Here is a 13,789-nt window from a genome sequence, read left to right as displayed (position 1 = left end):
GACCCGACCCCTCAGGCCTCGTCGAGCTGCCTTGCCACGCGCGGCAGCTGCGCCATGACGTGCCGCGCGTACGCCGGGTGCGCACCCGCCAGGCCGCACGCGGGCGTGAGCACCAATTGCTCGCCGACCTCGGCCGGGTCGAGGCCGAGCATGTCGAGCAGCCGGCGTACGCGGTTGAGCACGGCGCTGTCCCCCGCGGGCTCGCCCGTCGCGGGTCCCGTCGAGGGGGCGACCCCGAGCAGCACGAGATCGCCGGCGTCGAAACGCTCGGCGAGCGGGTCGTACGCGGCCGTCGTCAGCACCCCGAGGTCGACGGAGATCCCGGCGGCGCCGGCTCCGGCGAGCAGTCCCGTGGGCGGCGAGGCCGCACAGCAGTGCACCACCGGGACGGCACCGGCGCCCCGGGCCGCGCCGAGCACGGTCTCCAGGAGCGCCGAGGCGACGGGCGGGTCGACGCGGCGGTGCTTGCCGAAGCCCGACGCGGTCGGGATGCGCGCCGCCATGACCGCGGGCAGCGCCGGCTCGTCCACCTGCAGCACCACGCGCGCCCCGGGGACCCGTCGCTGCACGTCCGCCACGTGCCTCGTGACCGCTTCCGCCAGGGCCTCGGCCAGCTCGCGCCGGGCGCCGTGGTCCCCGAGCACCCGGTCGCCACGCGGCTTCTCGACGCTCGCGGCGAGGGTCCACGGGCCGGCCACCTGGATCTTCAGGTCGTCGCCGGTCGAGCCGTAGCCACCGGAGCCCCCGGCCTCCTCCTCGAGGATGTCGAGGTCGTGGTCGAGCAGGGACCGGGCACGCCGCTGGTCCCGGCCGCTCTGCCCGCTGGCCTCCGTCAGGCGCCAGCCCGCCGGCTGCACGTCCGCGCCGAGCTCGTCGATGAGCCCGAGCGTGCGGCCGACCATCTCCGCGCCGACGCCACGTCCGGGCATCTCGGGCAGGTGCGCGAGCGGCGCGTACGCCTCGGAGGTGCGGCGCACCGCCTCACGGAAGGCCTCCGCCGGGTCGGCCGTGCCGGGCCCGGGCACCGAGCCCACCCCGGTCGCGCGCGTCATGCCGCACCGACCCGCGTCGTGGACTCGATCGTCGCGGACCCGACGACCCGGGTGCCGTCGTAGAACACGACGGCCTGGCCGGGCGCGACGCCCTCGGCCGGGTCGTGCAGCGTCACGGTGACGGCGTCGCCGTCGATCTCGACGCGGGCGCGGTGCTCGGAGCCGTGAGCCCGCAGCTGCACGCTGCCCTCGAGGGCCTCCCCCGCGGGGCGCCCGCACCAGACGGGCCGCGATGCCGCGATGCGGTCCACCGCCAGCGCCTCGCGCGGTCCCACGGTCACCGTCCCCGAGACCGGCTCGATGTCGAGCACGTAGCGGGGCTTCCCGTCGGGCGCCGGACGACCGATGCGCAGTCCACGCCGTTGACCGACCGTGAAGCCGTAGCTGCCCTCGTGGGTGCCCAGCGTCTCACCGGTGGCGTGGTCGACGACGTCGCCGCCGTGGGGCAGGTCGCGTTCCGCGAGGCGGGCCGCCAGCCACCCCGAGGTGTCGCCGTCCCCGATGAAGCAGACGTCGTGGGAGTCCGGCTTGTCGGCGACGAGCAGGCCGCGTGCGTGGGCCTCGGCACGGACAGCCGGCTTGTCGGCTGCGGTGCCGAGGGGGAAGACCGCGTGGCGCAGTTGGGCGGCGTCGAGCACGCCGAGCACGTACGACTGGTCCTTGCGGGGGTCCGGGGAGCGGTGCAGCTCGGGCACCGTGCCGCCGGTCCCGTCGTCGACGGTGTCGACCCGTGCGTAATGACCCGTCGCCACGGCGTCGAAGCCGAGCGCGAGCGCCTTGTCGAGCAGGGCTGCGAACTTGATCTTCTCGTTGCAGCGCAGGCACGGGTTGGGCGTACGTCCGGCTGCGTACTCGTCGAGGAAGTCCTCGACCACGTCGGTGTGGAACCTCTCCGAGAGGTCCCAGACGTAGAACGGGATGCCCAGCACGTCCGCAGCGCGGCGCGCGTCGTTCGAGTCCTCGATGGTGCAGCAGCCGCGCGCCCCCGACCGGTACGAGGCCGGGTTGCGGTTCAGCGCCAGGTGCACCCCGGTGACGTCGTGGCCCGCGTCGACCAGGCGGGCGGCAGCCACGGCGGAGTCGACCCCGCCGGACATCGCGGCGACGACGCGCATCAGCCGACCTGCCGCAGCGACCCGGCGGCGCGCCCGCGCTCGACGGCTGCACCGATGGCGCCGGCCAGGGCTGCCACGTCGGCGGCGGTGCTCGTGTGACCGAGGGAGAACCGCAGCCCCGACCGCGCCTCCGCCTCCGTACGCCCCATGGCCAGGAGCACGTGGGACGCCTCGGGCACACCGGCCGAGCAGGCGGAACCCGTGGAGCACTCGACCCCGGCGGCGTCCAGCAGCATCAGCAGGCTGTCGCCCTCGCAGCCGGGGAACGACAGGTGGGCGACGCCCGGCAGCCGCGGTGCACCCTCGGCGTTGAGGACGACGTCGGGCACCTGGGCGCGTACGCCGGACACGAGGTCGTCGCGGAGCGTTGCGAGTCGTGCGGACTCCAGCTCGCGCGTGGTCACGGCAGCCTCGACCGCCGCGGCGAAGCCGGCGACGAGCGGCACGGGCACGGTGCCCGACCGCAGGTCGCGCTCCTGGCCGCCGCCGTGCAGCAGCGGGGACAGGTGGGCCTCGCGGCGTACGACGAGCGCACCCACCCCGTGCGGCCCACCCACCTTGTGGGCGCTGAGCGTCATGGCGTCCAGCCCGGAGGCGGTGAAGTCGACGGGCAGGTGGGCCAGCGCCTGCACGGCGTCACTGTGCAGACCGACCCCGTGCCGGCGCGCGAGGGAGGCCAACCGGGCGACGGGCTGCACGGCGCCGACCTCGTTGTTGGCCCACATGACGCTCGCCGCGGCGACGCCGCCCCCCGCGACCGCCTCGGCGAACGCCGCCTCGTCGACGACACCGTCGCGGTCGACCGGAAGCGGCTCGACGAGAGCTCCCTCGCAGCGCTCGAGCCAGGACGCAGGATCCAGCACGGCGTGGTGCTCGACCGCGGAGACCAGCACCCGGCGCGGCGCCGGGGCGGCGTGACGCGTGGCCCACCAGGCGCCCTTCAGGGCGAGGTTGTCGGCCTCGGTGCCGCCGGAGGTGAAGACGACCTCCCCGGGTCGGGCACCGACGTGGTGCGCGATCAGCTCCCGGGACTCCTCCACGATCCGGCGCGCCCGCCTGCCGGAGCCGTGCAGCGAGGCGGCGTTGCCGACGTCGCCGAGGTGACGCGCGACGACATCGGCCACCTCGGGGCGTACCGGCGAGGTGGCGGCGTGATCGAGATAGGCCGACATGACGGCCTCCACCCTACGCAGCACCCCGGCAGGTCCACGCCGTGGCAGGCTCGGGGCGGTGAGCAGCGAGACTCCCCCGTACGCCCGCCTCGTCGCCGCCGTGCAGGCGCAGGTCGCCTCCGGTGAGCTGAGCGCCGGCGACAGGTTGCCGCCGGTGCGCACCTGGGCCGAGCGTGAGGGGCTCGCAGCCGGCACCGTGGCCCGCGCCGTCAAGGAGCTCGAGGCCCGCGGGGTGGTCGAGACCCGCGGCCGGGCCGGCACGTTCGTCCGGGGCGAGGGGACCGAGCAGGCCGCTCGCGCGGCGGCGGTGGCGTACGCCCGGACGCAGCACCGCCTCGGCCTGGAGGAGGCCGAGGCGGTGCGGTTGCTGCAGCAGGCCTGGCGGGCGCTGCGCGGATGACCGGGCGGGTGGTTGTCTGCCGGTCGCTCAGGCGGCCTGGGACGCGAGACGGTTGAGGCTCTCCTCGAGACCCTCCTGCGGCACCAGCGGGAAGGAGACCTTGTCGAGCAGGTCCTGGTCGGTGACCTTGCTCCAGTCGTAGGTCACGGTCACCTGGGTGCGGTCGGGGCCGTCCTCCTCGAGCGTCCAGATCCACTCCCAGCCGGGCGGGTCCGTGTCGGCCGGGGCGGTCTGCCAGGCGAGGAGCTTGTCCTTGTCGTAGCCGGTGACGTGGTTGTCGGTCTGGTACTCCCCGCCCACGTGCGGGCCCTCCATGTTCATGCGGAAGGTCTGGCCGCGCTCGGTGATGCGGTCGCCCTGGTCCACGCTGCGGACGTAGCCGGACCCGTCGAGCGCGACGTGGTTCGCGGGGAGCGTGAGCACCTCGAAGACGTCTGCCACGTTCTTGTCGATGAGGCGGGATGCGGAGATCTGTGATTCAGCCATGCACGACTCATTCCCGGACCCCCTGCAGCCAATCAGTCCCGCGATCCGCCCGCGCGTGAGTCATCCCTCAGCACCAGGTCCACGCTCAGGGCGAGGTGGTCGGTGCCCGCGACGCGATGGGTGGCGGTGCCCTGCACCAGCCAGTCGCCCCGCACCAGCACGTGGTCGATGGTGATGAGCGGGGGCAGCCACGAGACCGCCGGGAAGGTCGGCTGCCAGCCCGACCCCGATGCCTCCGCGGCGTCGCGGAAGCCGGCGGCGCCCAGGGTGCGCAGCGGTGGGTGGTCCAGGGTGGCGTTGAGGTCGCCGATGACCAGGGCGGGACCCTCGGTCGCGGCGGCCGCCTCGGCGAGCGCCGCGTGGTCGGCACGCCAGGCCTCCGCGTCGAGGGCGGGGCTGAAGGGGTGGACGCCGAACGTCTCGACGACCTGTCCGCCGACGTCGAGCTCCGTGCGCCACCCGGCGAGCGTGAGACCCAGCTCCTCGGCCCCCGGAGAGGCGTACCGGGAGAAGATCTGCGTGTCCACGCGGTATCCGGAGCCGGCCACCCGCGGCAGGTACGTCGGGACGATGTCCTCCAGGGAGGACCGCACCGGCTCCCAGACCTCCTGCAGCACGAGGATGTCCGGGTCCACCTCGCGCACCAGACGGCGCAGGGCCTCCGGGTCCGCCTGCCCCTTGCGGAGGTTGGCGGTCAGGACCCGCACGGCCGTGCCGTCACGCGCCTGCTGGTCGGTGGCCACGGTGGACACGAACGACGGCAGCACCCAGGTCACGTGCAGTGCGAGACCGAGCAGCGCGACCGCTCCCAGGGCGAGCCCTGGCAGCCGGGCGGACGGTCGCGACAGCGCGTACGTCGCGACGAGCGCCAGGGCCGCGTACGCGAGCACGGCGTACGGGGTGAAGCTGACCAGGAGGGTCGGCACGTACGCCGTGGCTCCTGTGAGACGCGCGAGCGTGGTGGTCGCGGCGGCGACCCCGACGCCGGCGAGCAGGACGAGCGCGACCAGCTGTGCCCTCCTCACCCGGCGACCCTAGCCGGGACGACACCACCGGGGACGGCGCTGACGAGACGACGACGGGGCCCTGCCTCCTCGGCAGGACCCCGTCGCGCGGAGCGGTGACGCGTACGCGTCAGCCCTTGTTGGCGTTGATCTTCTCGGTGGCCGCGGGCAGCACGTCGAAGAGGTCGCCGACGACGCCGAAGTCGACGAGCTCGAAGATCGGCGCCTCCTCGTCCTTGTTGACGGCGATGATCGTCTTCGAGGTCTGCATGCCCGCCCGGTGCTGGATCGCGCCGGAGATGCCGTTCGCGACGTACAGCTGCGGGGAGACGACCTTGCCGGTCTGCCCGACCTGGAACGCGTGGGGCATCCAGCCGGAGTCGACCGCGGCGCGCGAGGCGCCCACGGCCGCCCCGAGGGAGTCCGCGAAGCCTTCGACGGGCGAGAAGTCTCCGCCGGTGCCACGGCCGCCGGAGACGACGATCGCGGCCTCGGTCAGCTCGGGGCGACCGGAGGACTTGCGCGGCTCGGAGGCGACGATCTTCGTCTTCTTCGCGGCGTCGGACGGTGCGAAGTCGACGGTCACCTGCTCACCGGCCCCGGCGGACTCCTCCGGGGCGGCGGAGTTCGGCTTCACCGTGATGATCGGCGTGCCCTTGGTGACCTTGGCCTGCACCGTGTAGTTGCCGGCGAAGACCGACTGGGTGGTGACCGGTCCCTCCTGCACGTCGACGGCGTCGGTGATGAGACCGGACTCCAGCTTCACGGCGAGACGTCCGGCGATCTCTTTGCCCTCGGCGGTGGACACGAGCAGGATCGCCGCCGGGTCGGCGTCGCCGGCGATCTGCTTGAGCACCTCGGCCTTGGGGGCCACGAGGAACCCCTTGGTGGCGGAGTCGTCGACGACGTAGATCTTCTCGGCGCCGAACTTCTTCAGGGTCTCGGCGGCAGCATCGAGCTTGTCGGCAGGACCGACGTAGACCGCGGACGGGGAGCCGAGCCGACGCGCGATGGTCAGCAGCTCGTTGGTGGGCTTGCGGACAGCACCCTCGATGTGGTCGACGAGGACGAGAACTTCACTCATGTCAGTGCTCCTCAGATGAACTTCTTCGAGGCGAGGAACTCGGTGAGCTTGGTGGCCCCCGAGCCCTCCTCGTCGGTCACGATCTCGCCGGCGGTACGCGGCGGCCGGGCCTCGGTGTCCTCGACGGCGGACCAGGCGGCGGACAGGCCGACCATCTCGGCGTCGACGCCGAGGTCGGAGAGGCTCCAGGTCTCGATCGGCTTCTTCTTCGCCGCCATGATGCCCTTGAAGGACGGGTAGCGCGCCTCGCCGGACTGGTCGGTCACGGACACGACGAGCGGTGCGGCACCCTCGATGACCTCGGTGGCGGTGTCACCGTCGCGCTTGGCGCGGAACGTGCCGTCCTGCTGCTCGACGACGGCCGCCCAGGTGATCTGCGGCAGGTCGAGCCGCTCGGCGAGCATCGCGGGCACAACCGAGCCGCCACCGTCGGTGGAGGCCATGCCGCACATGACGACGTCGGCGTCGCCGATCTTCTTGACGGCCTCGGCGAGCACCAGGCTGGTGCCGAGGTAGTCGGAGCCGGCGATGGCCTCGTCGGAGACGTGGATGCCCTTGTCGCACCCCATCTGCAGGGCCTTGCGGACGGCGTCCACGGCCTGCTCGGGACCGATGCAGAGCGCGGTCACCTCGGAGTCGTCGCCGAGCTTCTCCTTCAGCTGCAGCGCCTGCTCGACGCCGTACTCGTCGAGCTCGGACAGCAGGCCGTCGACACCCTCGCGGTCGACGGTGCCGTCGGAGTCGAACTTGCGGTCCGCGGTGGCGTCCGGGACGTACTTCACACACACGACAATGTTCATGACAGCCTCTCGGCCCTCCTACTGAGTTGGGAGATCCAGCGCGTTGAGATCGTTTCCGAGGCTACCCCGGCGCACCGACCCCCGGTGAGGGGTGACGCCGGTGCGAAGCGTCACACGCCTGTCGGACTCAGGGCTGCACGATGCGCTGCAGCAGCTTGCCGACGACGAGGTAGACGATCGCTGCGATGCCCCAGTTCACCAGGGCCGACTTGGCCTCGGCGTTCTCGCCGTTGAAGGTGAAGATGCCGTCGTCGCGGCTGAAGATGCCGAGGTCGAGGTTGGCGGCGGTGTCGATGATGAACTGGACCCCGCCGTTCTGGCGGTTCACGTTGTCGCCGAGCGCGATCAGCAGCGCCCCGGCGATCAGCACGAGCGCCAGCACGGCGAAGACGATCCACACGAGCGGCGCCACCCGGCGCCGCGCCTCGTTCATGCCCTCGGCGGCCTTGCCGAGTCCGGCGCCGAACTTCTCCGACCTCGTCTTGCCGGCGCGCTTGCCGTCCGCCATGGTCTCGCTCCTCTGCTCACGTGCCGCCGGGGAAGAAGGGCGGTCAGACCGGTCTTCTTCCCGGCTCAGCGTCCGCTGAACGTCGCCTTGCCGGGACCGTTCTCGACGAAGGATGTCATGCCCGCGCGCCGGTCGTCGGTGGCGAACAGCGCGGCGAACTGCTGGCGCTCGATCTCCAGGCCGGTGCCGAGGTCGGTCTCCAGGCCGCGGTCGACGCTCTCCTTGGCCGCGCGCAGGGCCAGGGCCGCTGCGTCGGAGAACTGCGCGGCCCACGCGCGGGCCTCCTCCGCCAGCTGCTCGGGCTGCACGACACGGTCGAGCAGACCGATCGCGAGTGCCTCCTCGGCGTCGACGAAGCGTCCGGTGAAGATGATGTCCTTGGCCTTGGCCGGGCCGACCAAGCGTGCGAGCCGCTGGGTGCCTCCGGCCCCGGGGATGATGCCGAGCAGCACCTCGGGCTGCCCCATCACGGTCTTCGGCGTCCCGAAGCGCACGTCCGCCGCCAGCGCGAGCTCGCACCCGCCGCCGAGGGCGTACCCGGCCACGGCGGCGACGACGGGCTTGGGGATCTGCGCGATCGCGGTGACCGCCTGCTGGAGGGGCGCCGAGCGCTTGACCATGTCGGCGTGGCTCATGTCCTTCATCTCGACCACGTCGTTGCCGGCGGCGAAGACGCGGTCGCCGCCGGTGAGCACGACGGCGCGTACGTCGTCGCGTGCGGTCGCCTCGGCCGCGACGGCGGCGAGCTCGTCCTGCACGGCGACGCTGATCGCGTTCATCTTGGGACGGTCGAGACGGATCGTGCCGACCCCGTCGGTCACCTCGAGGCTGACGAACTCACCCATGCGGCTGCTCCTGTGCGGTCGGGATCGGTGCGGGTGCTCACGCTAACCAGCCGACCGGGATGATGGGCCGGTGACCCACCATCGCTGGACCTGGACCTCGCGCGAGGAGACCGCGCCGGTGTGGCCGGGGCGCCACCAGCAGCTCGGAGCCACGTGGTCGCCCGTCTCGACCAACTTCGCGGTGCACGCGCCCAACGCGACGCGGGTCTGGCTGTGCCTCTTCGACGGCCCCGCGGCCGACGGCGAGGAGATGCGGCTCGAGCTCACCGAGACCACGCTGGGCATCTGGCACGGCGCCGTGCCGGACCTGCCGGTCGGCCAGCGCTACGGCTTCCGTGTCGACGGGCCGTGGGATCCCGCCCACGGCATGAAGCACAACCCCGCGAAGCTGCTGCTCGACCCGTACGCGCGAGCCGTGTGCGGCGGCATCGCCGCCGACGCCCCCGACGGGGCGCTCCTCCCCCACGACCCGGCCGACCCGGACGTTCGCAGCGAGATCGACTCCGCGCCGTACGTGCCGCGGGGTGTGGTGGTCCACGACGAGTTCGACTGGGGTGACGACGCGCCGCTGCGTACGCGGCTGCGGGACACGGTCGTCTACGAGCTGCACGTCAAGGGCTTCACGAAGCTCCACGACCGGGTGCCCGAGGAGCACCGCGGCACCTACGCCGGGCTGGCGACGCCCTGGGTGCTCGACTACTTGGGCGACCTCGGGGTGACCGCGGTGGAGCTGCTGCCGGTGCAGCAGTTCGCCTCCGAGCCCGGCCTGGTCGAGCGCGGGGTGCGCAACTACTGGGGCTACAACACGCTGGGCTACTTCGCCCCGCACGGCCCGTACGCCGCTTCCGGTGACGGCGGGGAGCAGGTCACCGAGTTCAAGCAGATGGTCAAGGACTTCCACGCCGCGGGCATCGAGGTGATCCTCGACGTGGTCTACAACCACACGGCCGAGGGCGGCTCGCTCGGCCCGTCCCTGAGCTTCCGCGGCCTCGACGACGCGGGCTTCTACCGCCGCGCCGCCCCCGCTGCCGAGCCCGACAAGCAGACGAAGCGGCGCAAGGGTCCCCAGCCGCGCGGGGCGGAGGCCGACCACTACTGGGACGTCACGGGCTGCGGCAACACCGTCGACACCGACGACGACTCCGCGCTGCGGCTGATCCTGGACTCGCTGCGCTACTGGGTCACCGAGATGCACGTCGACGGGTTCCGGTTCGACCTCGCCTCGGCGCTGGCGCGCACGGGTCACGAGGTCGACATGCGCTCGGCCTTCCTGACGACCATCCGCCAGGACCCGGTGCTGCGTCACGTGAAGCTGATCGCCGAGCCGTGGGACGCCTCGATGGAGGGGTGGCAGGTCGGCCAGTTCCCGCCGCCGTGGACGGAGTGGAACGACCGCTACCGCGACACGATGCGTGACTTCTGGCGGGCCGCGACCGACGGCGTCCGGGAGGTGGCCTCACGGCTGGCGGGGTCCAGCGACATGTACGCCGACGACGGCCGGAGCCCGTACACCTCGATCAACTTCCTCACCGCCCACGACGGCTTCACGATGCGCGACCTCGTGTCGTACAACGACAAGCACAACGAGGCCAACGGCGAGGACAACCGCGACGGCACCGACAACAACCGCTCGTGGAACCACGGCGTCGAGGGACCGACCGACGACCCGGCCATCGACGCCCTACGCCGTCGTCAGGCGGCGAACATGCTGGTCACCCTGGCCCTGAGCTCCGGTGTCCCGATGCTCACCGCGGGCGACGAGCGGGGGCGTACGCAGGGCGGCAACAACAACGCCTACTGCCAGGACAACGAGATCTCCTGGGTCGACTGGCGACCCGACGACGCCTGGCTCGACGTGTACGAGACCGTGCGCACGGCGCTTCGTCTGCGCAGCGACCACCCCGCCCTGCGCCAGCGGCACCACTTCTCCGGGGAGCCCACCATCGAGGGCGGACCCAAGGACCTCGTGTGGCTGCACCCGGCGGGACGCGAGATGGGCGACGCGGACTGGTTCGACGACGGGCTGCACGCCTTCGGCATGTTCGTCTCGGGTGACCCCCTGCGGGCCCCGGGCCCCCGAGGGGAGCAGCTGCACGACGACTCGTTCCTGCTGGTGCTGAACGCCCAGCCCGAGGACATCGAGTTCACCGCACCCGAGCAGCCCTGGTTCTCCGGCGGCGAGGTCGTGCTGTCGACGGATCCGAGGATCGCCGTGGGCGACACCTTCACCGCGGGCTCACCGGTCGGTGTCGAGGCGCGCTCCCTGGTGCTCGTCCGCGCCCACTGACCGACTAGTCCGGGACGCCGCTCAGCGTCCCTGGGGCAGCGTCGCAAGCACGGCCCGGGCCAACGCGGTCTCCGCCGCGAGGTCGACGTGCCGCACCGGCGTACCGTCGGGTCCGCGCACGGTCACGACGAACCCGTGCGGCACCGCCTCGAGGCTCACGAACGCCCCGCTCAGCAGTCGCCGCAGCTGGTCCTCACGAGGCAGCCACACGACCTCGTCCGCCTCGATCGAGTCCAGCGCCCACTCCGTCGTGCCGTTGAAGGCCAGCAGCCGACCGGTCGGGAGGTCCCGCACCTCCACCACGAGGTCGCTGATCACGAACACCTCGTCGTCGAGGTCACGGTCCGGGACGTGGAACCGGTCGCCGTTCGCCGGTGTCCAGCGGAGCCCGGCTCGCTTGAGCCGGACGGCCAGGTCGACCTCGGACATCAGCCGGCGTACGCCACCTTGCCGAGCTCGGCGTGGCTCGCCAGCCCGGCGTGCCGGGGCACGACGCGCACGGTGTAGCCGAGGGAGCCCGCCCGCTGCAGGACGAGGGTGCCGGCGAAGCGGTGCCGTCCGCCCTCGTAGCTCTCCTCGACCTCGAGCAGCTGGGTCTCGGTCTCGGAGAGGGTGTCGTCGCTGGTCGTGCGGCCGGAGACGACCTCCACGCGCACGTCCTCCGGTGAGAGTGCACCGAGGGCGACGAAGGCCGTGAGCCCGATGCGGCCGCCCATCTGCGCGTCGGTGGCCCCGTCGGCCTCGATGTGCTCGACGCGGACACCGTCCCAGCCCTCGCGGACGCGCCCCTTCCAGGCGGCGAGCTCGCGCGCGCCCTCGTAGTCGGAGTTCACGCGGTGCGCAGCAGCGGCGGCGGGGCCGTACAGCTCGCGGGTGTAGTCGCGCAGCATGCGCGTCGAGAGCACCTTGGGGCCCAGGGAGGTCAGGGTGTGCCGCACCATCTCGATCCAGCGCGGGGGCACCCCGTCGGCGTCGACGTCGTAGAAGCGGGCCGCGACCTCGTGCTCGAGCAGGTCGTACAGCGCCGTGGCCTCGAGGTCGTCGCGCTGGTCGGGGTCGGGCAGGCCGTCGGCCGAGGGGATCGCCCAACCGTTGCCGCCGTCGTACCACTCGTCCCACCAGCCGTCGAGGATCGAGAGGTTCAGGCCGCCGTTGAGGGCGGCCTTCATCCCCGAGGTGCCACAGGCCTCGTACGGGCGGAGCGGGTTGTTGAGCCACACGTCGCAGCCCGGGTACATCGGCTGCGCCATGGCGATGTCGTAGTCCGGCAGGAACACGATGCGGTGCCGCACCTCGGGGTCGTCGGCGAACCGCACGATCTGCTGGATCAGCCGCTTGCCGCCCTCGTCGGCCGGGTGGGACTTGCCCGCGATGACCAGCTGGATCGGCCGCTCGGGGTGCAGCAGCAGCCTCTTGAGCCGCTCGGGGTCGCGCAGCATCAGGGTGAGCCGCTTGTACGACGGCACCCGTCGCGCGAACCCGATCGTCAGCACGTCGGGGTCGAGCGCCTCCTCGACCCACCCGAGCTGGGCCGGGGTGGCGCCGCGCTGCACCTGCGAGGCGGCCAGCCGCTTGCGCGCGTCCTCGACGAACCGCTGGCGCAGCGTGCGCTTCAGCGCCCAGATCTCGGCCGGGGGCACGTCGTCGACCATGTCGAAGACCTGCGGGTCGGTCTCCACGTCGCCCCCGAGCCCGGCGGCCATCTCGATGACCTCGCGGGCGATCCAGGTCGGTCCGTGCACGCCGTTGGTGATCGAGCTGATCGGCACCTCGGCCTCGTCGAAGGCGGGCCACAGCCCGTGGAACATGCCGCGGGAGACCTCGCCGTGCAGCTGCGAGACGCCGTTGGCACGCTGGGCGAGGCGGAAGCCCATGACGGCCATGTTGTGCACCCCGGGATCGCCTCCGTCGTAGTCCTCGCTGCCGAGCGCGAGGATCCGGTCGGTGGGCACGCCGTCGAGCACGGCACCGTGGGAGAAGTACTGCGCGACGAGGTCTCGCGGGAACCGGTCGATGCCGGCCGGCACCGGGGTGTGCGTGGTGAAGACCGTGCCTGCCCGGTTCACCTCGAGCGCGGTGTCGAAGTCCAGCCCGGGTCCACCCTCGCCGGCGGTGAGCTCGCGGATGCGCTCGAGACCGAGGAAGCCCGCGTGGCCCTCGTTGGTGTGGAACACCTCGGGGGCAGGCGCCCCGGTCAGTCGCGACCAGGTGCGCAGGGCGCGTACGCCACCCACGCCGAGCAGCACCTCCTGGCGCAGCCGGTGCTCGGTGGAGCCGCCGTAGAGGCGGTCGGTGACCTCCCGGATGGACGCGTCGATGTTCTCCTCCACCATCGTGTCGAGCATCAACAGGGGCACGCGGCCGACCTCGGCGTACCAGATCTGGGCGACCATCTGCTGGTCGCCCGGCAGCCCGATCGTGATGCGCGCGGGGCGGCCGTCGTCCTCACGGAGGATCTTGATGGGCAGGCCGTCGGGGTCGAGCACGGGGTAGCGCTCCTGCTGCCACCCCTCGGCGGAGAGCGACTGGCTGAAGTAGCCGTGGCGGTACAGCAGACCGACGCCGATGATCGGGATGCCCATGTCCGAAGCCGTCTTGAGGTGGTCCCCGGCCAGGATGCCGAGGCCGCCGGAGTACTGCGGCAGCACGGCGGTGATGCCGAACTCGGGGCTGAAGTAGGCGATGGAGGCGGGCCCGTCCTCGACCTGGGTCTGGTACCAGCGGTCGGAGGTCAGGTAGTCCTGCAGCCCGGCGTGGGTCTCGGCCACGCGGGCCACGTACGCGTCGTCGCCGGCGAGCTCCTCGAGCCGTGACGGGTCGACCGCTCCCAGCAGTCCGACGGGGTCGTGCCCGACGGACTCCCAGAGCTCGGGGTCGATGGCGGCGAAGAGGTCCTGCGTCGGCGGGTGCCAGCTCCAGCGGAGGTTGGACACCAGTTCCTCGAGCCCGGCGAGGGCCGCGGGCAGGACGGGGCGGACGGTCAGTCGACGGATGGCGCGCACGCAGCGACGCTACCGTCTTTGATCGATCAAAGAA

Annotated in this window: 13 protein-coding genes; 2 read left to right on the top strand and 11 right to left on the bottom strand. The window is 72.4% G+C overall.

What is annotated here, in order from left to right:
• Nucleotides 1–11: 11 nt before the first annotated feature.
• From KLP28_14990 to KLP28_14980, 3 genes are read right to left on the bottom strand one after another with little or no spacing between them, the layout of a single operon-like run.
• Entirely contained in the window at nt 12–1,052 is a 1,041-nt protein-coding gene (locus tag KLP28_14990; GenBank protein QWC84842.1) for a methionine synthase, read from the bottom strand.
• Entirely contained in the window at nt 1,049–2,167 is a 1,119-nt protein-coding gene (gene mnmA / locus KLP28_14985; GenBank protein QWC84841.1) for a tRNA 2-thiouridine(34) synthase MnmA, read from the bottom strand. The genes KLP28_14990 and mnmA overlap by 4 nt, the downstream gene beginning before the upstream one ends.
• Nucleotides 2,167–3,339, bottom strand: a complete 1,173-nt coding sequence (locus tag KLP28_14980) for a cysteine desulfurase (protein ID QWC84840.1) — start codon at nt 3,337–3,339, stop codon at nt 2,167–2,169. The genes mnmA and KLP28_14980 overlap by 1 nt, the downstream gene beginning before the upstream one ends.
• Here KLP28_14980 and KLP28_14975 point away from each other — a divergent pair.
• Nucleotides 3,338–3,739, top strand: a complete 402-nt coding sequence (locus KLP28_14975) for a GntR family transcriptional regulator (GenBank protein ID QWC84839.1) — start codon at nt 3,338–3,340, stop codon at nt 3,737–3,739. The two genes, KLP28_14980 and KLP28_14975, sit on opposite strands and share 2 nt — an antisense overlap.
• A 27-nt stretch (nt 3,740–3,766) precedes the next feature.
• Here the strand turns inward: KLP28_14975 and KLP28_14970 are convergent, their stop codons facing one another.
• The 6 genes from KLP28_14970 to KLP28_14945 form a co-directional block, all read right to left on the bottom strand.
• A complete protein-coding gene (locus KLP28_14970) occupies nt 3,767–4,225 on the bottom strand; it encodes a hypothetical protein (protein QWC84838.1) in 459 nt (152 codons plus the stop codon).
• A 32-nt stretch (nt 4,226–4,257) separates the two neighbouring features.
• Nucleotides 4,258–5,250 carry an endonuclease/exonuclease/phosphatase family protein gene (locus KLP28_14965; protein ID QWC84837.1) on the bottom strand — a complete coding sequence of 331 codons (993 nt, stop codon included), beginning with the start codon at nt 5,248–5,250 and terminating at the stop codon, nt 4,258–4,260.
• Nucleotides 5,251–5,359: 109 nt separating this feature from the next.
• Nucleotides 5,360–6,313, bottom strand: a complete 954-nt coding sequence (locus KLP28_14960) for an electron transfer flavoprotein subunit alpha/FixB family protein (protein QWC84836.1) — start codon at nt 6,311–6,313, stop codon at nt 5,360–5,362.
• A gap of 11 nt (nt 6,314–6,324) precedes the next feature.
• Entirely contained in the window at nt 6,325–7,113 is a 789-nt protein-coding gene (locus tag KLP28_14955; GenBank protein ID QWC84835.1) for an electron transfer flavoprotein subunit beta/FixA family protein, read from the bottom strand.
• Nucleotides 7,114–7,240: 127 nt separating this feature from the next.
• On the bottom strand, nt 7,241–7,546 hold the full coding sequence (locus tag KLP28_14950; GenBank protein ID QWC87010.1) for a hypothetical protein: 306 nt from the start codon (nt 7,544–7,546) through the stop codon (nt 7,241–7,243).
• 140 nt (nt 7,547–7,686) lie between these two features.
• A complete protein-coding gene (locus KLP28_14945) occupies nt 7,687–8,466 on the bottom strand; it encodes an enoyl-CoA hydratase/isomerase family protein (protein QWC84834.1) in 780 nt (259 codons plus the stop codon).
• Between the two features lie 70 nt (nt 8,467–8,536).
• On the opposite strand from KLP28_14945, the gene glgX reads away from it, so the two are divergent.
• Complete coding sequence (gene glgX, locus KLP28_14940) at nt 8,537–10,753, top strand: glycogen debranching protein GlgX (protein QWC84833.1); 2,217 nt, start codon at nt 8,537–8,539, stop codon at nt 10,751–10,753.
• A gap of 21 nt (nt 10,754–10,774) precedes the next feature.
• On the opposite strand, the gene KLP28_14935 is transcribed toward glgX, so the two are convergent.
• Together KLP28_14935 and glgP are read right to left on the bottom strand one after the other, a co-directional pair.
• On the bottom strand, nt 10,775–11,182 hold the full coding sequence (locus tag KLP28_14935; GenBank protein QWC84832.1) for a pilus assembly protein CpaE: 408 nt from the start codon (nt 11,180–11,182) through the stop codon (nt 10,775–10,777).
• Entirely contained in the window at nt 11,182–13,755 is a 2,574-nt protein-coding gene (gene glgP / locus KLP28_14930; protein ID QWC84831.1) for an alpha-glucan family phosphorylase, read from the bottom strand. Before glgP ends, KLP28_14935 begins: the two co-directional genes overlap by 1 nt.
• Between the last annotated feature and the right edge of the window lie 34 nt (nt 13,756–13,789).

Source organism: Nocardioidaceae bacterium (assembly GCA_018672315.1).
Taxonomy (GTDB): Bacteria; Actinomycetota; Actinomycetes; order Propionibacteriales; family Nocardioidaceae; genus TYQ2.
Note: the sequence above shows the minus strand (reverse complement) of the source record. Positions and strands in the feature narration are given on the sequence as shown.

Bases quoted from the DNA above. Each gene is read 5' to 3' on its own strand.
- KLP28_14935 (QWC84832.1), bottom strand. From the start codon at position 11,182: ATGTCCGAGGTCGACCTGGCCGTCCGGCTCAAGCGAGCCGGGCTCCGC.
- KLP28_14970 (QWC84838.1), bottom strand. From the start codon at position 4,225: ATGGCTGAATCACAGATCTCCGCATCCCGCCTCATCGACAAGAACGTG.
- KLP28_14960 (QWC84836.1), bottom strand. From the start codon at position 6,313: ATGAGTGAAGTTCTCGTCCTCGTCGACCACATCGAGGGTGCTGTCCGC.
- KLP28_14990 (QWC84842.1), bottom strand. From the start codon at position 1,052: ATGACGCGCGCGACCGGGGTGGGCTCGGTGCCCGGGCCCGGCACGGCC.
- KLP28_14945 (QWC84834.1), bottom strand. From the start codon at position 8,466: ATGGGTGAGTTCGTCAGCCTCGAGGTGACCGACGGGGTCGGCACGATC.
- mnmA (QWC84841.1), bottom strand. From the start codon at position 2,167: ATGCGCGTCGTCGCCGCGATGTCCGGCGGGGTCGACTCCGCCGTGGCT.
- KLP28_14955 (QWC84835.1), bottom strand. From the start codon at position 7,113: ATGAACATTGTCGTGTGTGTGAAGTACGTCCCGGACGCCACCGCGGAC.
- KLP28_14980 (QWC84840.1), bottom strand. From the start codon at position 3,339: ATGTCGGCCTATCTCGATCACGCCGCCACCTCGCCGGTACGCCCCGAG.
- KLP28_14975 (QWC84839.1), top strand. From the start codon at position 3,338: ATGACGGCCTCCACCCTACGCAGCACCCCGGCAGGTCCACGCCGTGGC.
- KLP28_14950 (QWC87010.1), bottom strand. From the start codon at position 7,546: ATGAACGAGGCGCGGCGCCGGGTGGCGCCGCTCGTGTGGATCGTCTTC.